This window comes from Acidovorax facilis (assembly GCF_050626955.1).
GTDB lineage: Bacteria > Pseudomonadota > Gammaproteobacteria > Burkholderiales > Burkholderiaceae_C > Acidovorax > Acidovorax facilis.
The window spans coordinates 1,377,727-1,402,678 of record NZ_CP192460.1 but is presented as its reverse complement, the minus strand read 5'-3'; the positions used below and the strand labels follow the sequence as shown (position 1 = coordinate 1,402,678).

The following is a 24,952-nucleotide window of genomic DNA, read 5'->3' as shown; positions in this document are numbered from 1 at the left end:
TTCTCACACCGTCAGGCATCCGCTCCGTGGGCGGGCCCCCGAGCGGTGTCCACCACACGCAATGCGCGGTGTCGCACGATAAGTTTGCGCAGGCGGCCCTGGGCACCGGAATGCAGCGTGTCAAAGTGGTCTGCGGCGGCCAGCAGCGCAGGCAGGGTCTGCGCTGCGGCTGCAGGCTGGCGAGCGACCAGGCCCAGCGCATGTTCGCGGTCAAAACGCGGCCCCCAGACCAGCGACATTAACTCGTCGTGGGGGTCGGGCATGCCCGCCAGCAGCGCAGGCCCATGTTTGCGCACGCCCTGTGCCAGGCGGTGGATGGGTTCCAGCGTAGGAGACATGTGAACGCCCCCCGCCATCAGCCGCGCGCCATCCAGCCCTTGCGCCTCTGCATCATCTCGCGCACTTTCTGCTGCTGGTCGGGGTTCAGGCTGTCGTAGAAATCGGCCAGTGCGCTGATGACTTCGGGGCTGTTGGCCTGGACCGCGCGGGTTTTCTCATCCAGCAAGGTCTGCGCCCGCGCGCGGTCAAACTTGGCGCCCGCCACAATGGCCTGCATTTCGGTGCGCGGGTCCGCAGTCTTGCCGATGAAAGCTGCCCGCTGGGCTTCCATCTTGTCAGCCAGCACATTGAGCTTGAGCTTTTGCGCCTCGTTCAGGTCCAGCTTGCTGCTGACGCGCTCCACCACTTTGCCACGCACCTCGGTCATCTTCTCGGGGCTCATCGGGCCGCGGTGATGGTGGCTGCTGGAGCAGGCCGTCAAGCCGCCCACGGCAATGGAGGCGCCGAAGATGCCCATCAGGGTTTTCTTGATCCAGGGTTTCATGGTGCAGTCCTTTCATGGACGGTGTTGAACATGCCCCTTATGGTGCCGACAGACCCAGTCGATGGGGTCTCGACGCAGTTTCGGTTTATTTCATTTTGTTTCACCCCCCGTGCTATGCCACCCACCAGCCTGCAACATAGCTGCGAGTGCCCTTAACGGACCACGGCGGAAAGCACAACAAGGCGATTTGCCAACTCGGCAGCCTCAGTCCGCATCCGGGCGAGTGGTATGGTGCCGACGCTCCAGCCGCCATACCAGATATGGAAGGCAATCACCCCCGCGAAGCCTTGGCCCAAGCCATACGCCTCTATCGCCTCCTTGATGCCGGGGTGCAAGGTCGGAACACCGACCAGAATTTTTCCGTCGAACACCCTTGCCAGATACTGCTGGGCACCTTCCGGGCGGATGTGCAGTGTCAGCACCGACATCGCTTTGCTCCGCAACCACCCATTTGCAGGCGAAAAGTCATCAGCCCATCGCCTGCGGCTCTTGACAGTCCAGATCGGTAAACTGCAACTCCCGCTCCAGGCCGTGACTATCGCTGCGGCCCAGAGGCAGGTTGTCGGTTTGCTGGCGTTGCAAGAGCCTGGCTGCGGGCTGGCCCATCTGCAGAGAGGGAGCCTCTGGGCAAGCTTCCAGGTGGTGAGAAAGCGTGGGATCGTAGGACAACATACTTACTCCTCAGGCCGCTCCGATGAAGGCCGGTAAAAAGATTGGCACATGCCCATGCACGAGCGCATGTCAGAGCCCAGAGAACACGGATGTGGGACAGCGCATACACGTCAAGTGCGTAAGACCAAGAGGCCGGCTTTGCAAGTGCCCTTGTCCGGAAGAGGACTACGCCGCCTTTTTCAGCAAAGGAGACTCCCCCATTCCGAGCGCATCGCCTTCACCGGCCAGCAGACCAATGCAGTCCAGTGCTGTCGGGGAATCACACGGCTGTGCATACACACGCAATGCGATGTCCTGCGCTGCAGGGGAAAAGTACAGCCAGAGGTTGTCGTTCGCCTTGTCGTAGCAAGAAAAAAGTGCCCTGCCAGAACCAGGAGGACACATCAAGAACTTCGACATGAACATCTGCTGGATTCGCAAGGCAGGCTCAAAGGCCTCATCGTCGTTGCCAAGCGCCAATTTGTGCCAACTGCTCATATGCACCTTTCGTCTGGCCGTGCCAGCAATACAGATGCTTCATCGTATTTTTGGCCTGCGACTATGGCCCTTCTGGTGCAGCGCAACACTCTGTAGGACGATTTCTCCCGGTGCCTAGAGTTTTTCCAGGAATCCCCCCACCAGGGCCCTCAGTCGTAGGAAGACTCCAGATCGCAATGCGATTCCCGGTGGTGTGTCTTGACGCGGGCTCCACAGGCTCGCAGGGTCGCACAACCGAGGCCAGTGACATACAGCACCTGGGCTTTCTGATGGGGTGAATCGACGGGCGGAAGCTGCACCTCCACCATTCCTGCCGCGCGCAGGATGCGCAGCTTGTCGATGTTGACGACATCCGATTCAATCAGGGGAAGCGCGTCGCGCTCCAGCGCTCTCAAGTACTCCATTGGCATGGTGGCCTCCGGCGTGAACGAGCGTGCATTGTGCGGCGTGAGCCCCTGAGGCTCAAGAATTGATACACGAAGCTACAACCTCGCGATCTAATCAGGCTGCGTCGTCCAATGACAACCTGCGCCGCTTGGAGATACGGTCCGTAGACCCCAAACCCATCTTCACAACGCTGCGATTGCGATGTATGGAACAAGCGGCACTGCAGCCAAGAGCGGCGAACAAAACCTAGCGCAGCGGCCCGGGCTAGGCGTCCCTTCGCAAGCAGTACAAGCCGTACAACAAGACGGGCGGCCGCCAGGGGAGTTTTGTTCGTCGCGCTAAAACCTTCAAACCCTGCTGACACGTCGGAGGCCCGTGTAAACCGGACATATTTCACGATTTACTGACCCGCCCAACGCACACCAATCGGAACCGGACTTAGGATGCACCTACCGTCAAATCTGGCGGTTCGCCCCTCCCCTGTGCGAGTGATGCAATGATTTAGCCCGCCTCGTGCGGGCTATTTTTTTCGAACCTCGCGGCTCTCGCCGCAGGCAAACAGCCCCTGCCGACCAATCTATCGCACTCAATTGCCAATATTTCCCAGGGCATCGACGGTCAGCACACCAACCCCTGGGAGGCAAACAAGGATCTTTCGGTGCAGCAGTTTCTGGAAAGAGTCTTGGAATGCATGGATGCAATAGCCCCCGAAGGAAACGCGGGAACAACTAGGCGCAGTCGGTGATTTTTCAGGTTTGTTCCCCCATCCGTTCCCCGGTTTAGCTGTGGCTACCAGCGAACTACGGCGCATGTCCATGCACCGTAAGTACCTGTTTTACCAATGAAAAAGGGCGTTCGCTGGAAATCAGCGAACGCCCTTGGACGTTATGGTGGTGGAGCTGGCGGGAATTGAACCCGCGTCCGCAAGCCTTCATCGGGCAGATCTACATGTTTAGCGATCTGATTTGAGTCTCGCCGCCTGTGTCGCGCAGTCGCACGCTACACAGGCCGCCAGCACCCTATTTTCTCGCTCCAACCCAAGGTACCCGGATCAGAGCCAGCCCATGTAATTATCCTTGCAGCCGGGAGGCACTGATTGCTCAGAACCCCCTTGCCCAGCCCATCGGCCAACTGTTGCAAGGCTCACTGGCAATTAAGCAGCGAGTGCGAAACGTTCGTCGTTTGCAGTTAGTTTTTTAAATCGAGATTTACGAGCGTGACTCAAGCTCGACATGCACCACACCGATTCCGAACCCACGTCGAAACCAGGACAGCCCCAGACCCTCTATTTTAGGTGCGTACAAGCAATTGCAAGAGCTCGACCGGAGATTTAATTGCAGCATGCGCGCCCCACTCCGCCGGATTGGTCTTGGCCCCCAGGTATCCGTAGGTTGCTGCGACAGTTCCCATGCCCGCAGCGAGGCCTGCAAGAATGTCGCGCTCATCGTCCCCCACATAGATGCACTGCCCCGGCTCCAGTTTCAAGCGCGACGCCGCCTCGAGCAAAGGGGCAGGATGGGGTTTTGCATGGGGAGTGGTGTCTCCGCTGATCACCGCTCCTGCGGTCGCAAACAGCGGAATGGCGCGGGTCAGAGGGTCCGTAAAGCGGGTCGCCTTGTTGGTCACCACGCCCCATGCCAGATTACGGCGGAGGATCTGGGATACCAGCTCCGGCACCCCCTCAAAAATGCTGGTACGTTCTGTCATGCACGACTCATAGTTCACGAAGAACTCCTCGCGCATGGTCAAAAAGTCGGGATGGTCGGGCGCCATGCCAAATGCCTCGCCCAACATGCCACGGGCACCGGCACCTGCCATCGGACGATAGCGCTCCAGCGGCAGGGAGGGCAAACCACGGTCCGTGCGCATCTTGTCGGCAGCAGCGCCTAAATCAGGGGCACTGTCAATCAGTGTTCCATCCAGGTCAAACAGCACCGCGCGGATATTCTGAAACATTGGCTCGGCCTCAGGCTGCGCGCCGCGTGGCAAACAGGTAGTTCACACTGGTGTCGCTGCTCAACCAGTAACGTTGCGTAAGGGGGTTGTACTCCAGGCCTCGGGTGGTCTGCACGTCAAGGCCCGCACTGCGGCAGCTGGCGGCCAGTTCGCTGGGTCGAATCATCTTGGCGTATTCATGCGTTCCACGGGGCAGCATGTTTAATACATATTCAGCGCCCACAATGGCCAGCATGAAAGCCTTGGCACTTCGGTGTATGGTCGAAAAGAACACCCATCCGCCCGGTTTCACGAGCTCAGAGCAGGCTCGCACAACCGATGCAGGATCAGGCACATGCTCAAGCATTTCCATGCAGGTCACCACGTCAAAGCTGGCGGGTTGCTCTTTGGCGAGCGCCTCCACACTGACTTCCCGATACTGGATGTTGGTGGTCTCGGCCTCCAGCGCGTGCAACTGGGCCACACGCAGCGCCTTGGAAGCCAGGTCAATACCCAACACGTCCGCGCCTTTCCGGGCCATGGAATCGGCCAAAATACCGCCGCCACAGCCAACATCCAGTACGCGCTTGCCTGACAGGCTGCACTGCGCATTGATCCAGTCGAGCCGCAAAGGATTAATCTGGTGCAAGGGGCGAAATTCACTTTCGGGATCCCACCAGCGATGGGCCAATTCCGAAAACTTGGCCAGTTCGGCCGGATCTGCATTGACGATTTCACTCATGCACTGATTCTCCACGACGAAAGGCAAGGGACAAAAAACCCCAGACGCAAAAAAGCCCCGATAACGGGGCTTTTTTGGGAAGCAATCCGAGGATTACTTGGAAGCGCGGGTACCGACCACTTCAATTTCCACGCGACGGTTCTTCGCACGGCCTTCGGCAGTCTTGTTGTCAGCCACGGGTTGCTTTTCGCCCTTGCCTTCGGTGTAGACGCGGTTCTTTTCAATGCCCTTGGACACCAAGTAAGCCTTCACGGCTTCGGAACGACGCACCGACAGCTTCTGGTTGTAAGCATCGGAGCCCACGGAGTCGGTATGACCCACGGCAATGATCACTTCCAGGTTGATGCCCTTGACCTTGGAGACCAGGTCATCCAGCTTGGCCTTGCCTTCTGGCTTCAGCACCGACTTGTCGAAGTCGAAGAATGCGTCAGCAGCGTAGGTCACCTTGGTGGCCACAGCAGGAGCTGGAGCGGCAGGAGCTGGAGCGGCAGCAGCAGGAGCTGGGGCAGCAGCAGGAGCGGCAGCAGCAGGAGCTGGAGCGGCGATAGCGCCATCGCAGCCAGGAGCAGCCGTTGCAGGCGTCCAGTTGGCATTGCGCCAGCAGTATTCGTTGGTGCCGTTCTTCCAGACGATGCCAGAAGCGTTTCTCCAGTTGTCAACGGTTTGTGCGCCAGCGGCGGTTGCGAGCGCTGCAGAGGCAAACAACATCGCCACTTTGTTCAGTTTCTTCATGGTTCTCCTCTTGGGGAAAAAGCCGCAGCCGCGCTGCGAATCAGGACGCTTGGAGTGACCATCACCCAAAGCGTTCAAACGATTGTGCCATACGTAACAGGGCAAAAGCGGGGGCACCCGCCTGGGGCCCGTAGGACAAAACCGGAATTGCTTCGATATGTTGCGTGGTCGCTACACGGTCTTACCTCTAAAATGGTTCTCCTTCGCCGCCACCGCAGTCCCCAATGACCCAGTTTGCCAAAGAAACCCTGCCGATCAGCCTCGAAGAAGAGATGCGGCGCAGTTACCTTGATTACGCGATGAGCGTGATCGTGGGCCGGGCCCTGCCCGACGCGCGCGACGGCTTGAAGCCAGTGCACCGCCGCGTGCTTTTTGCGATGCACGAGCTCAACAACGATTGGAACCGGCCTTATAAAAAGTCGGCCCGTATCGTAGGCGACGTGATTGGTAAATACCACCCGCACGGTGATTCCGCTGTATACGACACCATCGTGCGGATGGCACAGGATTTTTCGCTGCGCCATATGCTGGTGGACGGCCAAGGAAATTTCGGATCGGTGGATGGCGATAACGCCGCAGCGATGCGGTATACCGAAATCCGCCTGGCCAAAATCGCGCATGAAATGCTGGGCGATATCGATAAGGAAACCGTCGATTTCGGCCCCAACTACGACGGCAGCGAAAAGGAACCTCTGGTATTGCCCAGCAAGCTCCCGAATCTGCTGGTCAACGGTTCGGCCGGTATTGCCGTGGGCATGGCCACCAATATCCCGCCCCACAACCTCAATGAAGTGGTCGATGGCTGCCTGCACATGCTGCGCAACCCCGATGCCACAGTTGATGAGCTGATGGAGATCATTCCCGCGCCCGACTTCCCCACGGCCGGCATCATCTATGGCATCAACGGCGTCAAAGACGGTTACCGCACGGGGCGCGGGCGTGTGATCATGCGCGCCAAGTGCCATTTTGAGGACATCGACCGGGGCCAGCGCCAGGCCATCATCGTCGATGAGCTGCCCTACCAGGTCAACAAAAAGACGCTGCAGGAGCGCATGGCCGAGCTGGTGCACGAGAAGAAGATCGAAGGCATCAGCCACATCCAGGACGAGTCTGACAAGTCGGGCATGCGCTTGGTGATTGAACTCAAGCGCGGCGAAGTGCCCGAGGTAGTGCTCAACAACCTGTACAAGCAGACGCAGCTGCAGGACACGTTCGGCATGAACATGGTGGCGTTGATCGACGGCCAGCCCCGCCTGTGCAACCTGCGCGACCTGATCAGCGTCTTTTTGCAGCACCGCCGTGAAGTGGTCACCCGCCGCACAGTGTTCGAGCTGCGCAAGGCGCGCGACCGTGGCCACGTGCTCGAAGGCCTGGCCGTGGCGCTGGCCAACATCGACGACTTCATCGCCATCATCCGCAACGCCCCCACCCCGCCGGTGGCCAAGGCCGAGCTGATGGCCCGCCCCTGGGACAGCAAGCTGGTGCGCGAGATGCTCACCCGCACGCGTGCCGACGGTGGCGTGATCAATGCTGACGACTATCGCCCCGACGGCCTCGAAAAAGAATTCGGCATGGGCCAGGACGGCCTGTACCGCCTGTCGGAAACGCAGGCCCAGGAAATCCTGCAGATGCGACTGCAGCGCCTGACTGGCCTGGAGCAGGACAAGATCGTCGCCGAGTACAAGGAGGTCATGGCGGTCATCGAAGACCTGCTGGACATCCTGGCCAAGCCCGAGCGCGTCTCCACCATCATTGGCGAAGAACTCACCTCCATCAAGACCGAGTTCGGCCAGCACAAGCTGGGAGCTCGCCGCAGCATCGTCGAGTACAGCGCGCAGGACCTCTCCACCGAGGACCTGATCACCCCCACCGACATGGTGGTCACACTCAGCCACACCGGCTACATCAAGAGCCAGCCCCTGTCCGAATACCGTGCCCAGAAGCGCGGCGGACGCGGCAAGCAGGCCACGGCGACCAAGGAAGACGACTGGATCGACCAGCTCTTCATCGCCAACACGCACGACTACATCCTGTGCTTCTCCAACCGTGGCCGCCTGTACTGGCTCAAGGTCTGGGAAGTGCCCGCCGGGTCGCGCGGATCGCGTGGCCGCCCCATCGTGAACATGTTCCCGCTGCAAGACGGCGAAAAAATCAACGTCGTGTTGCCACTGACCGGCGACATGCGCACTTTCCCGGCCGACCGCTATGTGTTCATGGGCACCAGCATGGGTACCGTGAAGAAAACGGCGCTGGATGAATTCAGCAACCCGCGCAAGGGCGGCATCATCGCCGTCAACCTGGATGATGGCGACTACCTGATCGGCGCCGCCCTCACCGATGGCAAACACGACGTGATGCTGTTCAGTGATGGCGGCAAGGCCGTGCGTTTCGACGAAAACGACGTGCGCCCACTGGGCCGTGCGGCACGTGGCGTACGCGGCATGATGCTGGAAGACGGCCAGAGCGTGATCGCCATGCTGGTCGCCGAGGACGAAACCCAGAGCGTGCTCACCGCCACCGAAAACGGCTATGGCAAGCGCACCAGCATCACCGAATACACCCGCCACGGCCGGGGCACCAAGGGCATGATCGCCATCCAGCAAAGCGAGCGCAATGGCAAGGTGGTGGCCGCCACGCTGGTGCATGCTGACGACGAGATCATGCTGATCACCGACAAGGGCGTGCTGGTGCGCACCCGCGTCTCCGAGATCCGCGAACTGGGCCGCGCCACGCAGGGTGTCACACTGATCGCATTGGACGAAGGCTCCAAGCTCAGCGGGCTGCAACGTATTGTTGAAAACGACGCCAATGTGGCTGAGGGCGAAACCGAAGGCAACGCCAACGACGGAAACCCGCCAGCCGCCGAAACCCCGGAACCACCAGACGCTTGAGTCAGACCAGCGGGTGCTGCCCCGACGGCGCAGCACCCATTGCGCTATTAAAACTGAAGCTGCTAGCGCTTATCTGATAAGCGCCAGCAGCCATTTTGACCAAAAAAATGAAACGCCCATACAACTTCTCGGCCGGCCCGGCCGCCATACCCACCGAAGTCCTGGAGCAGGCCGCCGCCGAGATGCTGGACTGGCATGGCAGCGGCATGGGCGTGATGGAAATGAGCCATCGGGGCAAAGAGTTCCTGTCCATCTACGAACAGGCGGAAGCCGATCTGCGCGAGCTTCTGGCCGTGCCCGCCAACTTCAAGATCCTGTTCATGCAGGGCGGTGGCCTGGCCGAGAACGCGATCGTCCCGCTCAATCTCTCGCGGGCCGGCGTGGTTGATTTTGTGGTGACTGGCAGCTGGAGCCAAAAGTCGCAGAAGGAAGCGCGCAAATACGCATCCGAAGTGAACATCGTGGCCTCCTCCGAAGACACCGGCTTCACCACCGTGCCCGACCCGGCCTCCTGGACGGTGAGCCGGGGTGCGAGCTATTTGCACATCTGCAGCAACGAAACCATCAATGGCACCGAGTTCCACGAGTTGCCCGACCTGAAGGCCCTGGGCAGCGATGCACCGCTGATCATTGACTTCTCTTCCCATGTCGCATCGCGGCCGGTGGACTGGTCACGTGTCGGACTGGCCTTTGGCGGTGCGCAGAAGAACCTCGGGCCTGCAGGCCTCACGCTGGTGATCGTGCGCGAGGACCTGCTGGGCCACGCCCTGCCCGCCTGCCCCAGCGCGTTTGACTACCGCGTGGTGGCAGAAAACCAATCCATGTTCAACACCCCCCCCACCTGGGGCATCTACGTTGCAGGCCTGACCTTCCAGTGGCTCAAGCGCCAGACCGAAGGGGCCTTGAGCGGTGTGGCAGCCATGGAGCAGCGCAACATGGCCAAGGCGGATCTTCTCTACAAAGCCATCGACAGTTCGCAGTTGTATGTGAACAAGGTGGCTGCCAACTGCCGCTCGCGCATGAACATCCCGTTCTTCCTGCGCGACGAAAGCCGCAACGAAGCCTTCCTGGTCGGCGCCAAGGAGCGCGGCCTGCTGCAGCTCAAGGGCCACAAGTCCGTGGGCGGCATGCGCGCCAGCATCTACAACGCCATGCCCCTGGCGGGCGTGCAGGCGCTGGTGGACTACATGCGAGAATTTGAACAAAAACACGCCTGAGCGGACTACGGCCCACCCACGTTTTCGCGACAGCGCACCGAAATTTCCCCATCCATGAACACTCCGCAAGCCTCACCCGACCTCGCCAGCCTGCGCGTGCAGATCGACAGCATCGACCAGCAACTGCTCACGCTGCTGAACCAACGGGCGCTCGTGGCCGAACAGGTGGGTGAAGTCAAGAAGCGCGAAGGCACGCCCTTTTTCCGACCCGACCGTGTAGCCCAGGTCATCGACAAGATCACCCATGCCAACCCTGGGCCGCTCAAGGGTGCGCACGTCGCTGCCATCTGGCGCGAGATCATGTCCGCCTGCCTTGCGCTCGAATCGCCCCAGCGTGTGGCCGTGCTCGGCCCCGAGGGCACGTTCTGCGAGCAGGCAGCGATCGAGTTCTTTGGCGGCGCGGCCGACCTGATGTACTGCGCCAACTTCGACGAAGTGTTCCACGCCACAGCCGCTGGCAGCGCGCAGTACGGCGTGGTGGGCGTCGAGAACTCCACCGAAGGCGTGGTCACCCGCTCGCTCGACCTCTTCCTGCACACCCCCACCCATGTGGTGGGCGAAGTGAGCCTGCTGGTGCGCCACAACCTGCTGCGCACCACCAATTCGCTCGACGGCATCGAGGCCGTGCTGGCCCACCCGCAGGCGCTGGCCCAATGCCAGGCCTGGCTGTCCAAGCACCTGCCGCACGCCGAGCGCCGCCCGGTGTCGAGCAATGCCGAGGGCGCCCGCCTGGCCACCACCAACCCCGCCTGGGCGGCCCTCTCCAGCGAACGCGCAGCCACTCAGTTCGGCTTGCACATCGTCTCCCACGCCATTCAGGACGACGCCTACAACCGCACCCGCTTCGCCATCATCTGCCTGCCGCACACGCTGCAGACGCCACCGCCCTCGGGCAAGGACTGCACCAGCCTTGTGGTGTCGGTACCCAACCGCCCTGGCGCCGTGCACGACCTGCTGGTGCCACTCAAGACGCACGGTGTGTCCATGACGCGCTTCGAATCGCGCCCCGCCCGCACCGGCCAGTGGGAGTATTACTTCTACATCGATCTCGACGGCCATCCTGCCCAGCCCCATGTGGCCAGGGCGCTGGAAGAACTGCGCAGCCTGTGCGCGTTCTACAAGGTCCTGGGCACCTACCCTGTCTCGTCATAAGGAGCCGTCGCCATGTTCGAACAACTGGGACTGATCGGCTGCGGGCTCATGGGAGGCTCATTCGCCCTGGCCATGAAGAAGGCCGGCCTGGTCAAACGCGTGGTGGGTTACAGCAAATCACCCTCCACCACCGACCGCGCCCGTCAGCTGGGTGTGATCGATGTCGAGGCGCCGTCCGCCTTGCTGGCCGTTGCTGGCGCTGACATTGTGCTGGTGGCCGTGCCCGTGGCCGCCACCGAAGCCACGCTCAAGGCCATCAAGCACCTGGTCACCCCCCAGATGCTGATCATGGACGTGGGCTCCACCAAGGCCGATGTGGTGCAGGCCGCACGCCGCGCATTGCGCGATCAGGTGGGCTCGTTTGTGCCCGCACATCCCATCACCGGGCGCGAAGTGTCGGGCGTGGAACACGCCGAGGCCGATCTCTACAGCGGGCGCCAGGTGATCCTGACGCCCACCGAACGCACCTTCACCGCGCAGCTGCAAAAAGCCCAGGACATCTGGACGGCCCTGGGCAGCCGTGTGACCAGCATGTCGCCCGAGTCGCACGATGCGGCGTTTGCAGCTGTCAGTCACCTGCCCCATGTACTCGCCTTTGCGATGATGAACAGCATCACGGGCCAGGACACCGGAGACGACTTCCTGTCGCTGGCGGGCCCGGGGTTCCGGGACTTCACGCGCATTGCAGCCAGTGATCCCAAGGTGTGGCGCGACATCCTGCTGTCCAACCGCGACGAGCTGATCGCCCAGTCCAAACTGTTCCAGCAGGCACTGCACACCATCGAGCAGGCCATGCAAAAGGGCGATGCCCAGGCGCTGGAAGACATGCTGACGCTGGCCAGCGAGACCCGGGCGCATTGGCGCATGGGTGCGAAGAGAAAGTAACCCCCTGAGTCGCCTGCGGCGCCTTCCCCCGAGGGGGACGCACCCAGTGGCCTGGCAAAGCCAGTTCCACGGGTGCACTGGGATGGGCCTGCGCCAGTAATGACGGGCGCTTGGACCAATGGACGAAAGATACCGATGTACAGCACCGCATTTATTGACCTGCCCCCCCTGCAAGCCGCTGCAGGTGAAGTCCACCTGCCGGGCTCCAAGAGCATTTCCAACCGCGTGTTGCTGCTGGCGGCGCTGAGCAATGGCACCACCACCGTGCACGACCTGCTGGCGTCCGACGACACCCGCGTCATGCTCGATGGGCTGCGCCAGATTGGCTGCACCGTGGACGAGGCTGGCAGCACCGTGCACATCACGGGCCTGGGCGGCCGCGCACCGCAGTCGCCGGCCAAGCTCTTCATGGGCAATGCTGGCACTGCCATGCGCCCGCTGACGGCCGCACTGGCCTTGCTGGGCGGTGAATTCGAGCTGTCGGGCGTCCCGCGCATGCACGAGCGCCCTATTGGCGACCTGGTGGATGCACTGCGCCAGCTGGGTTGCCAGATCGACTACCTGGGGAACGACGGCTACCCGCCGCTGCGCATCGCCCACGCCAATGGCGTCCCTGCGCTGGCACTGGCAGAGCCAATCCGCGTGCGCGGCGATGTGTCCAGCCAGTTCCTGACCGCTCTGCTCATGGCATTGCCACTGGCGGCTGGCACCCAGAACATCGTGATCGATGTGGTGGGGGAATTGATCTCCAAGCCCTACATCGCCATAACCCTCCAGCTTCTGGCGCGCTTCGGCATCGTGGTCGAGCACCAGAACTGGCAGCGGTTCACGATTGCGGCGGGCAGCCGCTACCAGTCGCCCGGCACCATCCACGTCGAGGCCGACGCATCATCTGCTAGCTATTTCATAGCGATTGGCGCAATCACATCAAGCGCTGGCGGCCAGAATGGCATCAAAATTCAAGGCGTGGGCCTCGATTCGATCCAGGGCGACATCCGCTTTGTCGATGCCGCCCGCGCCATGGGTGCCGTGGTCACCGGTGGCCCCAACTGGCTGCACATCCAGCGGGGTGAACCGGGCCAGGGCTGGCCGCTCAAGGCCATTGACCTGGACTGCAACCACATCCCCGATGCCGCCATGACGCTGGCCGTGATGGCGCTGTATGCCGAGGGCACCACCACGCTGCGCAACATCGCCAGCTGGCGCGTGAAGGAAACCGACCGCATCGCCGCCATGGCCAACGAACTGCGCAAGCTCGGAGCCACGGTGGAAGAAGGGGCGGACTTCATCCGCGTCACGCCACCTGCCCAAGTCCAAGACTGGAAAGCAGCCAGCATCCACACCTACGACGACCACCGCGTGGCCATGTGTTTCTCGCTGGCGGCGTTCAACCCAGCGAGCCTGCCCGTGCGCATTGAAGACCCCAAATGCGTGGCGAAGACCTTCCCGGATTACTTTGAAGCCCTGTTCTCGGTGGCAAGCACTGCCACTGGCCACATCCCGGTGATCTGCATCGACGGCCCCACCGCCTCGGGCAAGGGCACCGTGGCCGCAGCGGTTGCGCAGCAACTGGGCTACCGGTTTCTGGACTCTGGGGCGATGTACCGCATCACGGCCCTTGCCGCCCTGCGCGTTGGCTTGGTCATCAACCCCGAGCACGAAGCCCGCATCGCCGCCTTGGCGCAGACGCTGCCCGTGCGTTTCGAAGGGGGCCGGGTGTGGCTGGGCAGCGACGATGTAACGGAAGCCATCCGCACCGAAGAGGCCGGCATGAACGCATCCCGCGTCTCTGCCCTGCCCGCCGTGCGGGGGGCGCTCGTGGATCTGCAACACAGCTTCCAGCGTCTGCCGGGGCTGGTCGCCGACGGCCGGGACATGGGGACGGTGATCTTCCCGGACGCCCCTTTGAAGGTCTATTTGACGGCCAGCGCCGCCTGCCGCGCCGAGCGCCGTTATAAACAGTTGATTTCAAAGGGTTTTTCGGCTAGTATCGCAGACCTCCGCGCAGATCTGGAAGCGCGCGACGCCCGGGACAGCACCCGCAGCGTTGCACCTCTCAAGCCCGCGCAGGACGCTCTGGTCCTGGACAACTCCGATTTGACGATTGAACAAGCCGTTGAAAAGGTGCTGGCCTGGTGGCAAGAGCGTCAACCTTTCGCAGGGTCTGCGCAGGGTTGAAACGTGTGGAGCCTTTTTTAGAACGGGCTCCACAGGCAATGCTGAAAGGCCTTGCCACAGGCCCACGCAACTCCTCTCGCGCGCCAGCGCACAGGTTGTGTGGATCGATAACCTAACCCGCGGTTCTACCGCAAAAAACCACCGCAAGCAGCTATAAAAACAGTAGCAATGGTGCTACTGGAATCCTGTTTGTGGCAAGGAAACACATGTCCGAATCTTTTGCCGCCCTTTTTGAAGAATCTTTGCAGCGCACGGAAATGCGCCCAGGCGAAGTCATCACCGCTGAAGTCGTGCGCGTTGAGCACAACTTCGTGGTCGTGAACGCTGGCCTCAAGTCCGAAGCCTACGTACCGCTGGAAGAGTTCAAGAACGACAAGGGCGAAGTCGAAGTCCAAGTGGGTGACTTCGTGTCGGTGGCCATTGGCTCCATCGAAAACGGCTACGGCGACACCATCCTGTCGCGCGACACCGCCAAGCGTCTGGCTTCGTGGATGAGCCTGGAAAAGGCCCTCGAATCCGGCGAATTCGTCACTGGCACGACCAGCGGCAAGGTCAAGGGCGGTCTGACCGTTCTGGTCAACGGCATCCGCGCATTCCTGCCCGGTTCGCTGATCGATACCCGTCCGATCAAGGATCTGACGCCGTACGAAAACAAGACCATGGAGTTCAAGGTCATCAAGCTCGACCGCAAGCGCAACAACGTGGTGCTGAGCCGTCGCGCTGTGGTGGAAGCCTCCATGGGCGAAGAGCGCGCCAAGCTGATGGAAACCCTGAAGGAAGGCTCCATCGTTCAAGGCGTGGTCAAGAACATCACCGAATACGGTGCATTCGTGGACCTGGGCGGCATCGACGGCCTGCTGCACATCACCGACATGGCATGGCGCCGTGTGCGTCACCCCTCCGAAGTGGTGACGGCTGGCCAGGAAATCACCGCCAAGATCCTGAAGTTCGACACCGAAAAGAACCGCGTGTCCCTGGGTCTGAAGCAAATGGGCGACGACCCATGGATGGGCGTGAACCGCCGCTACCCCCAAGGCACCCGCCTGTTCGGCAAGATCACGAACATTGCCGACTACGGCGCGTTCGTCGAACTCGAACCCGGCATCGAAGGCCTGGTGCACGTGTCTGAAATGGACTGGACCAACAAGAACATCGCTCCCGCCAAGCTGGTTTCGCTGGGCGACGAAGTCGAAGTCATGGTCCTCGAAATCGACGAAGACAAGCGCCGTATCAGCCTGGGCATGAAGCAGTGCAAGGCCAACCCATGGCAAGAATTCGCACAGGACACGAAGCGCGGCGACCGCGTGAAGGGTCCTATCAAGTCGATCACCGACTTCGGCGTGTTCGTGGGCCTGGCTGCCGGCATCGACGGCCTGGTTCACCTGTCTGACCTGTCGTGGAACGAAGCTGGCGAAGCCGCAGTTCGTAACTACAAGAAGGGCCAGGAAGTGGAAGCCATCGTGCTGGCCGTGGACGTGGACCGTGAACGCATCTCGCTGGGCATCAAGCAGCTCGACGGCGACCCATTCACGACCTTCGTGACGGTGAACGACAAGGGCCAGACGGTGACCGGCAAGGTCAAGACCGTGGACGCCCGTGGCGCTGAAATCGACCTCGGCGAAGACATCGTGGGTTACCTGCGCGCTTCGGAAATCTCCCGCGACCGCGTGGAAGATGCCCGCAACGTGCTCAAGGAAGGTGACGAAGTCACGGCCGTGGTGGTCAACGTGGATCGCAAGACCCGCAACATCCAGCTGTCGATCAAGCAAAAGGACATGGCTGACGAACAAGGCGCCATGGCCAACCTGAGCCAGCAATCGAGCCGCGAAAGCGCCGGCACGACCAGCCTGGGCGCCCTGCTGCGCGCCAAGCTGGACAACTCGGAAAAGTAAAGCGCTGACCCGTTGAGGAGCCTCAGCGCACATTGCGCGGTAAGCTCCTTGTACGGTCAGACAGCGGGCGCCTCGGCGCCCGCTCTTTTTTCAGCAAAGACCTGCCCACCCGCAGCCTGCCCATGCCCCAAGATTCCATGACCCGCTCAGACCTCGTTGAAGAACTGGCCGCGCGCTTTGGTCAGCTCACCCATCGCGATGCCGAATACGCCGTCAAGACCATCCTGGACGCCGTGGGCGAGGCCCTGGTGCGTGGGCACCGCATCGAGATCCGGGGCTTTGGCAGCTTCTCGGTCAACCACCGCCCACCCCGCATGGGACGTAATCCGCGCAGCGGCGAGGCCGTGGCCATCCCCGAAAAACGGGTGCCCCATTTCAAGCCTGGCAAGGCCCTGCGTGAAGCCGTGGACAAGCGCACCGCCGAGATGGAAGAAAACTCCGGTGCCGCCAGCAGCACAACCATTCAAAAATAATAGCTGCTCGCGCTTTACAGATAAGCGCTAGAGGCCTATTTGACTTGAATTTTTATCCTGCAAGGGCCATGCGGCCCAGCAGGCACAAGCTCTTAGAATCGCCCCACCACTGGGGAGACCGATGAAATACCTCCTGTGGCTGCTCAAGGCAGCCATTTTTTTTACGCTGTTTGCCTTCGCGCTGAACAACCAGCAGGACGCCACCGTGCACTTCTTCTTTGGCACGCAATGGCGCGCGCCGTTGGTGCTGGTGGTGTTGACCGCATTTTCAGCGGGCCTGGCCGTGGGAGTGCTGGGCATGGTGCCGCGCTGGTGGAGGCACCGCACCGCAGCGCGACGCGCCCATGCAGCGGTGGCAGCGCCTACGCCCGTGGCATCCTCCGCAGCAGCGGGCTCCATGCCCCCCGCCCCGCCACCACCGCCCGACCTGCCTTCAGCCCATGGAATTTGACCTGACCTGGATCCTGCTGGGTCTGCCCGTGGCCTTTGTGCTGGGTTGGCTGGCTTCGCGTTTTGACCTGCGCCAACTGCGTGCAGAAAACCGCCGCGCGCCCAAGGCCTACTTCAAGGGCCTGAACTTCCTGCTCAACGAGCAGCAGGACCAAGCCATCGACGCCTTCATCGAGGCCGTGCAGAACGACCCCGACACCTCCGAACTGCACTTTGCGCTGGGCAACCTGTTCCGCCGCCGGGGCGAATACGACCGCGCCGTGCGTGTGCACGAGCACCTGCTCTCGCGCGGCGACCTCTCCCGCACCGACCGCGAGCGTGCCCAGCACGCGCTGGCGCTCGACTTCCTCAAGGCCGGGCTGCTCGACCGCGCGGAAGACGCCCTGCACCGCCTGGAAGGCACGCCCTTCGAGGCCCAGGCCCGCCTGGCCCTGCTGGCCATCTACGAGCGCTCGCGCGACTGGCCACACGCTGCCACCATTGCCCGCAAGATGCACGACGCCGACCAGGGCGATTTCAGCACCCGGCAGGCACATTACCTGTGCGAACAGGCACTCGCCCTGATTGCGCAGGGCGACCTGCCCGCCGCCCAGGCGCTGCTGGAACAGGCGGTGGCCGCCGCCCCCGAGGCAGCGCGCGCGCGCATCGAACTGGCGCGGCTGCAGCGCCTCATGGGCCAACCCGCCGCCGTGCTGGCCACGCTCAAGACGCTGGGTGAACGCAACCCTGCGGCCTTGCCTCTGGCCGCCCCGCTGCTGGTCGAAGCCGCCACGGCCAGCGGGCGCACCGCCGAGGTCCATGGCCTGCTGCAGGCCCACTATGAACAGGCACCCTCGCTCGACGTGCTGGAGAGCATCGTGGCCATGGAGGCCGCTGACGCCACCACCAGCGGTTCCGCCCGGCAGCGCTATGTGGAGCATCTGGACAAGGAACGCTCGCTGGTGGCCGCCGCCAAATGGCTGGCCACCGAAAAGCTGGAGCACGAGGAGTTCCACCCCCAGGTCCAGCGGGCGCTGGAGCATGCCGTGAAACCCCTCACACGCTACCGCTGCGCGGCCTGCGGCTTTGAAGCGCGCCAGCATTTCTGGCAATGCCCCGGCTGCCAGACCTGGGACAGCTACCCCGCGCGCCGCGTCGAAGAACTCTGACCCGCCATTCCAGCCCTCCACGCCGAGGACACCCGCCACCATGCTGAAGACACTGCTGACCCTGATCGCCACCTTGCTGCTGGCCACCACCGCCGCCTTCGCCGCCGTGGACGTGAACACCGCCACCGAAGCCGAACTCGACGGCATCAAGGGCATCGGGCCCGGCCTGTCGGGCCGCATCCTGGAAGAGCGCAAGAGCGCCCCCTTCAAGGACTGGGCCGACTTCATCGGCCGTGTGGGTGGCGTGGGCAACAAGAGTGCCGTCAACTTCTCCAAAGAGGGCCTGACCGTCAACGGCAAGAAGTACAGCGCAGCGGCCGCCGCCAAGGCGGAAGCCAAGAGCAAACAGAAAGAGAAAGAAAAAACCGCCAGCCACCAGGGCACCGAACGCAAGGCCCGCAGCAGCGCAGACAAGACCGCAGCACCACCAGCCACACCACCAACAGCGGCACCTGCAGCCCCCGCCCCTGCCGCTACCCCAGCTGCCAGCGCTAGCAAAAACTAAGCAAACTTCACAAGCAGCAAGCCCGCTCCAGCGGGCTTTTTTTTTGCACCCACCACAAGCTCGGCAGCAAGGGCTGGGCAGGGTTTTTAGGGGCTGCCCCTAAAATTGTTCGCGCATGCCCCTGATCACCCTCATCCTCCTCCCCTTCATCGGCAGCCTGCTGGCGGCAGTGTTGCCCGCCAATGCCCGCAACACCGAGTCCACGCTCGCCGGGCTCATTGCCTTGTTCTGCACGGTGCAGGCGGCGCTCTACTTCCCACAGATTGCAGACGGCGGCGTGCTCCGGCAAGAGCTGGCTTGGCTCCCTGCCCTGGGCCTGAACCTCGTCATCCGCATGGATGGCTTTGCGTGGATGTTCTGCATGCTGGTGCTGGGCGTGGGTAGCCTGGTGGTGCTGTATGCGCGCTACTACATGTCGGCCGCCGACCCGGTGCCACGCTTCTTCTCGTTTTTTCTGGCGTTCATGGGAGCGATGGCGGGTGTGGTGCTGTCGGGCAACATCATCCAGATTGCGTTCTTCTGGGAGCTGACCAGCCTGTTTTCCTTCCTGCTGATCGGCTACTGGCACCACCGCAAGGATGCGCGGCGCGGTGCGCGCATGGCGCTCACGGTGACGGGCACAGGCGGGCTGGCCATGCTGGCGGGCATGCTGGTGCTGGGCCACATCGTGGGCAGCTACGACCTGGACCACGTGCTGGCCGCAGGCGCGTTGATCAAGGCGCACCCGCTGTACCTCACCGCACTGGTGCTGATCCTGCTGGGCGCGCTGACCAAAAGCGCGCAGTTCCCGTTCCACTTCTGGCTGCCCCACGCCATGGCCGCGCCCACGCCCGTGTCGGCCTATCTGCACTCGGCCACCATGGTGAAGGCCGGTGTGTTCCTGATGGCCCGGCTGTGGCCCGCACTGTCGGGCACGGAAGAGTGGTTCTGGCTGGTGGGCGGTGCGGGCCTGGCCACGCTGCTGGTGGGTGGCTACGCGGCGATGTTCCAGAACGACCTCAAGGGATTGCTGGCCTACTCGACCATCTCGCACCTCGGGCTCATCACTCTGCTTTTGGGCCTGAACAGCCCGCTCGCTGCCGTGGCCGCCGTGTTCCACATCATGAACCACGCGACCTTCAAGGCCTCGCTGTTCATGGCTGTGGGCATCGTGGACCACGAAAGCGGCACGCGCGACATACGGCGCCTGTCGGGCCTGCGCAGGATGATGCCCATCACCGCTACCCTGGCCATGGTGGCCAGCGCTGCGATGGCGGGCGTGCCGCTCCTCAATGGCTTCCTGTCCAAGGAAATGTTCTTTGCCGAGACGGTGTACGTGAACACCACGCCGATGCTCGAATGGCTGCTGCCCGTCGCCGCCACGGTGGCCGGCATGTTCAGCGTGGCGTACTCGCTGCGCTTCACGGTGGATGTGTTCTTTGGCCCGCCCGCTACCGACCTGCCGCGCCCGCCCCATGAGCCGCCGCACTGGATGCGCGTTCCTGTCGAACTGCTGGTGCTGGCCTGCCTGGTGGTGGGCACGCTGCCAGCATGGTCTGTGGGGGCCTACCTGGCCACCGCCGCACGGCCCGTGGTGGGCGGCGAGCTGCCCACGTACAGCCTCGCGGTGTGGCATGGCTTTAATACCCCGTTTGTAATGAGCCTGGTGGCATTGGGCGGTGGCATTGCGCTGTATGCGCTGCTGCGGCGCCAGCGCGCGCGCGGCATGCTGGATGCACCGCCCCTCATGCACCACCTGAGCGGCCAGCGCATGTTTGAGCACCTGCTGGCCGCCCTCACGCTGGCGGGCCGCAACGGCCGCCGCCTGCTGGGCACCAGCCGCCTGCAGTGGCAGATGCTGTGGCTGGCCGCAGCGGCCCTGGTGGCGGGTACCCTGCCCCTGTGGGCGCGGGGACTGCCAATTGGCGACCGCGTGCAGTTGCCGCTGTCGCCCACGTTTGCGCTGCTGTGGCTGCTGGGCGCCGTGTGCGCCGTGGCGGCGGCCTGGCAGGCCAAGTACCACCGGCTGGCCGCACTCACACTGCTGGGCGGCTCGGGCCTGTGTGTGTGCCTGACCTTTTTGTGGTTCTCGGCGCCCGACTTGGCGCTCACACAGATCGTGGTGGAGATCGTGACCACCATCCTCATCCTGCTGGGCCTGCGCTGGCTACCCCGCCGCGACGAAAGCCTGCGCGTGCCCACCCTGGCCGAAGAGCGCCGGACCCAGCTGCGCCGCTACCGGGACCTGGCACTGGCGTTGAGCGCGGGCGCAGGCATGGCGCTGCTGTCGTTCGCGATGATGAGCCGCCCTTTCCCTGACAGCACCTCCACCTTCTTCCTGGAGCGCGCACTCACCGAAGGAGGCGGCACCAACGTGGTCAACGTCATGCTGGTGGATTTCCGGGGCTTTGACACCTTTGGCGAGATCGTGGTGCTGGGCATCGTGGCGCTCACGGTGTATGCGTTGTTGCGGCGCTTCCGCCCCGCGCGCGAAGTGATGGACCTGCCACCCCAGCAGCGCGCCCTGCCCGCCGATGTGGACACCGACCTGACCAACCCGCGCCAGACTGCTGACACCGCCGTGGGCTACCTCATGGTGCCCGCCGTGCTGGTGCGGCTGATGCTGCCCTTTGCCACGCTGGTCGCGGTCTACCTCTTCATGCGCGGGCACAACGAGCCCGGCGGCGGCTTTGTGGCGGGGCTGGTGTTCTCGGTGGCGCTGCTGCTGCAGTACATCGTTTCGGGCACCTCGTGGGTCGAGGCCCACCTGCCGCTGTACCCACGCCGCTGGATCGGCATGGGCCTGCTGACGGCACTGGCCACCGGACTGGGGGCGTTGGCCTGGGGCTACCCGTTCCTCACCAGCCACACTGCGCACTTTGCGCTGCCTGTGGTGGGCGAGATCCATGTGGCCAGCGCGCTGTTCTTCGACATTGGCGTGTTCACCCTGGTGGTGGGCTCCACCATGCTCATCCTCACCGGCATTGCCCACCAGTCGGTGCGCAGCCACCGCTACAACAATGCGCGCGCCGACGACGAGGCGGCAGAACAGGCCGCTGCCGCCACGGTGCCCACCACCCGGGGAGAAACTGCATGGAACTGATACTGGCCCTGGCCATTGGCGTGCTCACCGGCTCGGGTGTGTGGCTGCTGCTGCGCCCACGCACCTTCCAGGTCATCATGGGCCTGTCGCTGCTGTCGTATGCCGTCAACCTCTTCATCTTCAGCATGGGCCGCCTGGGCCTGGCGATTGACAAGGAGCCCGTGCTGCAGCCCGGGGTGCCGCAAGACCTGGCCCACTATGCCGACCCCATGCCCCAGGCACTCACGCTCACGGCCATCGTCATCGGCTTTGCCATGACCGCCCTCTTCCTCGTGGTGTTGCTGGCATCGCGTGGCATGGCGGGCACCGACCATGTGGACGGCACCAAGGGTAAAGACGTGCAGGAAATGCCATGACGGGAGGCACCAGCATCACCGCATCGATCACCGCGTGGCTGATGCCGCACCTGATCCTCGCGCCCATCGCGCTGCCCCTGCTCACAGCTGGGCTCATGCTACTGCTGCGCGAAGAGCGCCAGCGCACCAAGGTCACGCTCAACATCACCTCGACCTTTCTGGGCCTGGTGGTGGCCGTGCTGCTGCTGGTGCAGGCCAAGGACCCGAACCTGCCGGGCGGCCTGGGCGTGTACCTGCCCGGCAACTGGCCTGCGCCCTTTGGCATCGTGCTCACCATCGATCGGCTCTCGGCCATGATGCTGGTGCTGTGCAGCACAGTGGCGCTCGCCACGGTGCTGTTCTCGGCCGCGCGCTGGCACCGGGCGGGTGTGCACTTTCACCCGCTGTTCCAGTTCCAGCTCATGGGGCTGGCAGGCGCGTTCCTCACGGCCGACCTGTTCAACCTGTTTGTGTTCTTCGAGATCATGCTGGCGGCATCCTACGGGCTGCTGCTGCACGGCTCGGGCCGCCCGCGCGTGTCGGCGGGGCTGCACTACATCGCCATCAACCTCGCCGCATCTTCGCTGTTCCTCATCGGGGTGTCGATGCTGTACGGCATCACCGGCACGCTCAACATGGCCGACCTGGCCCGGAGCATTGCGGGTGTGGCCGTGGCAGACCGGGGGCTGCTGCATGCGGCCGCTGCGATTCTGGCGGTCGCGTTCCTCATCAAGGCCGCCGTGTGGCCGCTCAACTTCTGGCTGGTGCCTGCCTACAGCGCGGCCACTGCGCCCGTGGGTGCGCTTTTCGCGCTCATGACCAAGGTGGGCGTGTACAGCGTGCTGCGGCTGTGGACGCTGTTGTTTGGCCCCGAGGCCGGTGAATCGGCCCAGTTTGGCAGCCAGTGGCTGATTGGCGGCGGCCTGCTCACCATGGCCTTTGGCGCCATCGGCATGCTGGGCTCGCAGCGCCTGGGGCACCTGGCAGGCTTCAGCGCCGTCCTGTCGTCGGGCACGCTGCTGGCGGCCGTGGGCTTCGGCCAGAACCTGCTCACAGGCGGACTGCTGTACTACCTGCTCAGCTCCACGCTGGCGGTGAGCGCCCTCTTCCTGCTGACCGACCTGATCGACCGCTGGCGCAACGACGGCTCCAACCTCGCACCCTACGAGCAGACCGACGACGCGCCGTTCCTGTCGGCCGATCTGGTGCCCACCGAAGGCATGAACCTCGACGACAAGGAGGAGGCGCTCATCGGCGAGGTGATCCCTGCGGCCGCTGCCTTCCTGGGCCTGGCCTTCATCGCCTGCACGCTGGTCATTGCAGGCCTGCCACCCCTGCCAGGGTTTGTGGGCAAGTTCGCCATGGTGCATGCGCTGCTCAACCCTCTGGGGCTGGGCGCATCCAGCGGGTTCCAGCTGGGCGCGGCGGGCTGGACGCTGGTGGCCCTGCTGGTGGCCTCGGGCCTGCTGGCGCTGGTGGCCTTGACCCGTGCAGGCATCCGCCATTTCTGGGCCGCACATGATCGGTCGGCCCCCAAGCTGCTGGTACTGGAAGGCTTGCCGATTGCCCTGCTGCTGGGTGCCTGCGCGGCGCTGGCCTGGCAGGCCGGCGCCGTGATGCGCTACACCCAAGCAACGGCCGACGCATTGCACGCGCCCGCTGGCTACATGCGCGCGGTGATGACCGCTGAGCCCGTGCCCAACCCGCCCCAGCCAGCCACCACACCGGGGGGCAACCTGCCATGAAGCCAGAGTCCCTTCCCACATCCACATCGCCCCGGCCTTTCAAGCGGCTGGTGCCCGCGCCCCTGCTGTCCCTGGCGCTGCTGGGCCTGTGGCTGCTGCTCAACCGCAGCCTGAGTGCCGGGCATTTTGTGCTGGGTACCGTGCTGGCGCTGGCGATTCCGCTGCTCACGGCCGGGCTGCGCCCGCTGCCGGTGCGCGTGCGCAAACCGGGCGCTGTGCTGCGCCTGGCCTTCACGGTGGTGGCCGACACCACCCGCTCCAACCTGGCCGTGGCCCGCCTGCTGCTGGCGCCCGGCCGCAGGCGCCACCCTGCAGGGTTTGTGCACATCCCGCTCGATGTGCGCGACCCCAACGCGCTGGCCGTGCTGGCCATGATCGTCTGCATCACCCCCGGCACCGCCTGGGCCGAGCTGTCGCTGGACCGCAGCATGCTGCTGTTGCACGTGCTGGAGCTGGACGACCCCGCCACCGTGATCGCCGACGTGAAGCGGCGCTACGAGGCCCCCTTGATGGAGATTTTTGAATGACCCCGATACTGGATTGGGCCCTCCCGATCGCCCTGTTCATGCTGGCCCTGGCCATGGGCTGCGCGCTGGTGCGCCTGCTCAAGGGCCCCTCCGCACAAGACCGGGTGCTGGCGCTCGACTGCATGTACCTGAGCGGCATGCTCGTGATGCTGGTGCTGGGCCTGCTGTATGGCAGCAAGAACTACTTCGAGGCCGCGCTGCTGCTGGCGCTGTTCAGCTTTGTGGGCAGCATGGCCATGGCCAAGTTTCTGCTGCGTGGCGAGGTGATCGAATGACCGAAGCCGCTACCACTGCCGCCGCCGTGCTGCCGCTCTGGCTTGAAATCATCGTGGCCTTGCTGGTGCTGGCGGGCGCCGGGCTGGCGCTGCTGGGCTCCACCGGCTTGCTGCGCCTGCCCACGTTCTTCGAGCGCGTGCACGCGCCTGCCATCATCGCCACGCTGGGCTGCTGGCTGATCATGCATGGCACGGTGCTGTACTTCTCGGTGGCCGACCGCAGCCTGGCGCTGCATGCACTGTTGATCGCCGTGTTCGTGGCGATCACCGTGCCGATCATGTCGATCTTTTTGATGCGCGCGGCGCTGTTCCGCGCGCGGCAGATGGGGCTGGATGTGCCTCCCAGCCTGAGCCAGCCCAAGGCATCTGCAGCGCCTGCAGATGCCAAAGACTCCTGATTTGATAGCTGCTTGCGCTTGATGGACGCGC

Annotated in this window: 25 protein-coding genes and 1 other RNA gene; 16 read left to right on the top strand and 10 right to left on the bottom strand. The window is 63.5% G+C overall.

Translation table 11 applies throughout. The features are described 5' to 3' along the window. Positions 1-11: 11 nt before the first annotated feature. The 10 genes from ACQ4MJ_RS06385 to ompA all read right to left on the bottom strand — a co-directional run bounded on the left by ACQ4MJ_RS06385 (position 12) and on the right by ompA (position 5,768). The gene (locus tag ACQ4MJ_RS06385; RefSeq protein WP_121420402.1) at positions 12-338 is read right to left on the bottom strand and encodes a hypothetical protein; all 327 of its coding nucleotides are present in this window, start codon (positions 336-338) and stop codon (positions 12-14) included. A gap of 17 nt (positions 339-355) precedes the next feature. Next, positions 356-823 carry a Spy/CpxP family protein refolding chaperone gene (locus ACQ4MJ_RS06380; protein WP_055394104.1) on the bottom strand — a complete coding sequence of 156 codons (468 nt, stop codon included), beginning with the start codon at positions 821-823 and terminating at the stop codon, positions 356-358. Between the two features lie 152 nt (positions 824-975). Continuing rightward, complete coding sequence (locus ACQ4MJ_RS06375) at positions 976-1,251, bottom strand: hypothetical protein (RefSeq protein WP_431149520.1); 276 nt, start codon at positions 1,249-1,251, stop codon at positions 976-978. A gap of 40 nt (positions 1,252-1,291) precedes the next feature. After that, positions 1,292-1,495 carry a hypothetical protein gene (locus tag ACQ4MJ_RS06370; protein ID WP_431149521.1) on the bottom strand — a complete coding sequence of 68 codons (204 nt, stop codon included), beginning with the start codon at positions 1,493-1,495 and terminating at the stop codon, positions 1,292-1,294. Positions 1,496-1,660: 165 nt separating this feature from the next. Continuing rightward, the gene (locus ACQ4MJ_RS06365; RefSeq protein ID WP_431149522.1) at positions 1,661-1,972 is read right to left on the bottom strand and encodes a hypothetical protein; all 312 of its coding nucleotides are present in this window, start codon (positions 1,970-1,972) and stop codon (positions 1,661-1,663) included. A 149-nt stretch (positions 1,973-2,121) separates the two neighbouring features. Beyond that, a complete protein-coding gene (locus ACQ4MJ_RS06360; RefSeq protein ID WP_228898258.1) occupies positions 2,122-2,382 on the bottom strand; it encodes a hypothetical protein in 261 nt (86 codons plus the stop codon). 868 nt (positions 2,383-3,250) lie between these two features. Beyond that, positions 3,251-3,637: a transfer-messenger RNA gene (gene ssrA, locus ACQ4MJ_RS06355) on the bottom strand. 12 nt (positions 3,638-3,649) lie between these two features. Beyond that, on the bottom strand, positions 3,650-4,315 hold the full coding sequence (locus ACQ4MJ_RS06350; RefSeq protein WP_176886246.1) for an HAD-IA family hydrolase: 666 nt from the start codon (positions 4,313-4,315) through the stop codon (positions 3,650-3,652). Positions 4,316-4,325: 10 nt separating this feature from the next. After that, positions 4,326-5,036 carry a bifunctional 2-polyprenyl-6-hydroxyphenol methylase/3-demethylubiquinol 3-O-methyltransferase UbiG gene (gene ubiG, locus ACQ4MJ_RS06345; RefSeq protein ID WP_431153108.1) on the bottom strand — a complete coding sequence of 237 codons (711 nt, stop codon included), beginning with the start codon at positions 5,034-5,036 and terminating at the stop codon, positions 4,326-4,328. Between the two features lie 93 nt (positions 5,037-5,129). Then, positions 5,130-5,768 carry an outer membrane protein OmpA gene (gene ompA, locus ACQ4MJ_RS06340; RefSeq protein WP_121506111.1) on the bottom strand — a complete coding sequence of 213 codons (639 nt, stop codon included), beginning with the start codon at positions 5,766-5,768 and terminating at the stop codon, positions 5,130-5,132. Positions 5,769-5,992: 224 nt separating this feature from the next. On the opposite strand from ompA, the gene gyrA reads away from it, so the two are divergent. From gyrA to mnhG, 16 genes are all read left to right on the top strand, one after another. Beyond that, complete coding sequence (gene gyrA, locus ACQ4MJ_RS06335; RefSeq protein ID WP_431149524.1) at positions 5,993-8,659, top strand: DNA gyrase subunit A; 2,667 nt, start codon at positions 5,993-5,995, stop codon at positions 8,657-8,659. Between the two features lie 107 nt (positions 8,660-8,766). Beyond that, entirely contained in the window at positions 8,767-9,876 is a 1,110-nt protein-coding gene (gene serC, locus ACQ4MJ_RS06330; RefSeq protein WP_121506109.1) for a 3-phosphoserine/phosphohydroxythreonine transaminase, read from the top strand. Between the two features lie 54 nt (positions 9,877-9,930). After that, the gene (gene pheA, locus ACQ4MJ_RS06325) at positions 9,931-11,028 is read left to right on the top strand and encodes a prephenate dehydratase (RefSeq protein ID WP_121506108.1); all 1,098 of its coding nucleotides are present in this window, start codon (positions 9,931-9,933) and stop codon (positions 11,026-11,028) included. A 12-nt stretch (positions 11,029-11,040) separates the two neighbouring features. Next, a complete protein-coding gene (locus tag ACQ4MJ_RS06320) occupies positions 11,041-11,913 on the top strand; it encodes a prephenate dehydrogenase (RefSeq protein WP_055402512.1) in 873 nt (290 codons plus the stop codon). A 135-nt stretch (positions 11,914-12,048) separates the two neighbouring features. Beyond that, positions 12,049-14,091, top strand: coding sequence for a bifunctional 3-phosphoshikimate 1-carboxyvinyltransferase/cytidylate kinase (locus ACQ4MJ_RS06315; protein ID WP_431149525.1), 2,043 nt, complete (start codon positions 12,049-12,051; stop codon positions 14,089-14,091). A 191-nt stretch (positions 14,092-14,282) separates the two neighbouring features. Continuing rightward, complete coding sequence (gene rpsA, locus ACQ4MJ_RS06310) at positions 14,283-15,983, top strand: 30S ribosomal protein S1 (RefSeq protein WP_304439398.1); 1,701 nt, start codon at positions 14,283-14,285, stop codon at positions 15,981-15,983. Between the two features lie 122 nt (positions 15,984-16,105). Then, complete coding sequence (locus tag ACQ4MJ_RS06305) at positions 16,106-16,456, top strand: integration host factor subunit beta (protein WP_055402517.1); 351 nt, start codon at positions 16,106-16,108, stop codon at positions 16,454-16,456. 121 nt (positions 16,457-16,577) lie between these two features. After that, positions 16,578-16,907 (top strand): LapA family protein, encoded by a 330-nt coding sequence (locus tag ACQ4MJ_RS06300; RefSeq protein WP_055402518.1) that lies wholly within the window; start codon positions 16,578-16,580, stop codon positions 16,905-16,907. Beyond that, complete coding sequence (lapB, locus tag ACQ4MJ_RS06295; protein ID WP_218300005.1) at positions 16,897-18,054, top strand: lipopolysaccharide assembly protein LapB; 1,158 nt, start codon at positions 16,897-16,899, stop codon at positions 18,052-18,054. Before ACQ4MJ_RS06300 ends, lapB begins: the two co-directional genes overlap by 11 nt. A 40-nt stretch (positions 18,055-18,094) precedes the next feature. Beyond that, positions 18,095-18,559 (top strand): ComEA family DNA-binding protein, encoded by a 465-nt coding sequence (locus ACQ4MJ_RS06290; RefSeq protein ID WP_431149526.1) that lies wholly within the window; start codon positions 18,095-18,097, stop codon positions 18,557-18,559. 115 nt (positions 18,560-18,674) lie between these two features. Further along, positions 18,675-21,641, top strand: a complete 2,967-nt coding sequence (locus ACQ4MJ_RS06285; protein WP_431149527.1) for a monovalent cation/H+ antiporter subunit A — start codon at positions 18,675-18,677, stop codon at positions 21,639-21,641. Next, the gene (locus tag ACQ4MJ_RS06280) at positions 21,632-21,997 is read left to right on the top strand and encodes a Na+/H+ antiporter subunit C (RefSeq protein ID WP_015014440.1); all 366 of its coding nucleotides are present in this window, start codon (positions 21,632-21,634) and stop codon (positions 21,995-21,997) included. The genes ACQ4MJ_RS06285 and ACQ4MJ_RS06280 overlap by 10 nt, the downstream gene beginning before the upstream one ends. Beyond that, a complete protein-coding gene (locus ACQ4MJ_RS06275; RefSeq protein WP_431149529.1) occupies positions 21,994-23,721 on the top strand; it encodes a monovalent cation/H+ antiporter subunit D in 1,728 nt (575 codons plus the stop codon). The genes ACQ4MJ_RS06280 and ACQ4MJ_RS06275 overlap by 4 nt, the downstream gene beginning before the upstream one ends. Further along, the gene (locus ACQ4MJ_RS06270) at positions 23,718-24,248 is read left to right on the top strand and encodes a Na+/H+ antiporter subunit E (RefSeq protein ID WP_431149530.1); all 531 of its coding nucleotides are present in this window, start codon (positions 23,718-23,720) and stop codon (positions 24,246-24,248) included. The genes ACQ4MJ_RS06275 and ACQ4MJ_RS06270 overlap by 4 nt, the downstream gene beginning before the upstream one ends. Continuing rightward, entirely contained in the window at positions 24,245-24,523 is a 279-nt protein-coding gene (locus ACQ4MJ_RS06265) for a K+/H+ antiporter subunit F (protein ID WP_094290927.1), read from the top strand. The genes ACQ4MJ_RS06270 and ACQ4MJ_RS06265 overlap by 4 nt, the downstream gene beginning before the upstream one ends. Next, positions 24,520-24,921, top strand: coding sequence for a monovalent cation/H(+) antiporter subunit G (mnhG, locus tag ACQ4MJ_RS06260; RefSeq protein ID WP_228898018.1), 402 nt, complete (start codon positions 24,520-24,522; stop codon positions 24,919-24,921). Before ACQ4MJ_RS06265 ends, mnhG begins: the two co-directional genes overlap by 4 nt. Positions 24,922-24,952: the final 31 nt, after the last annotated feature.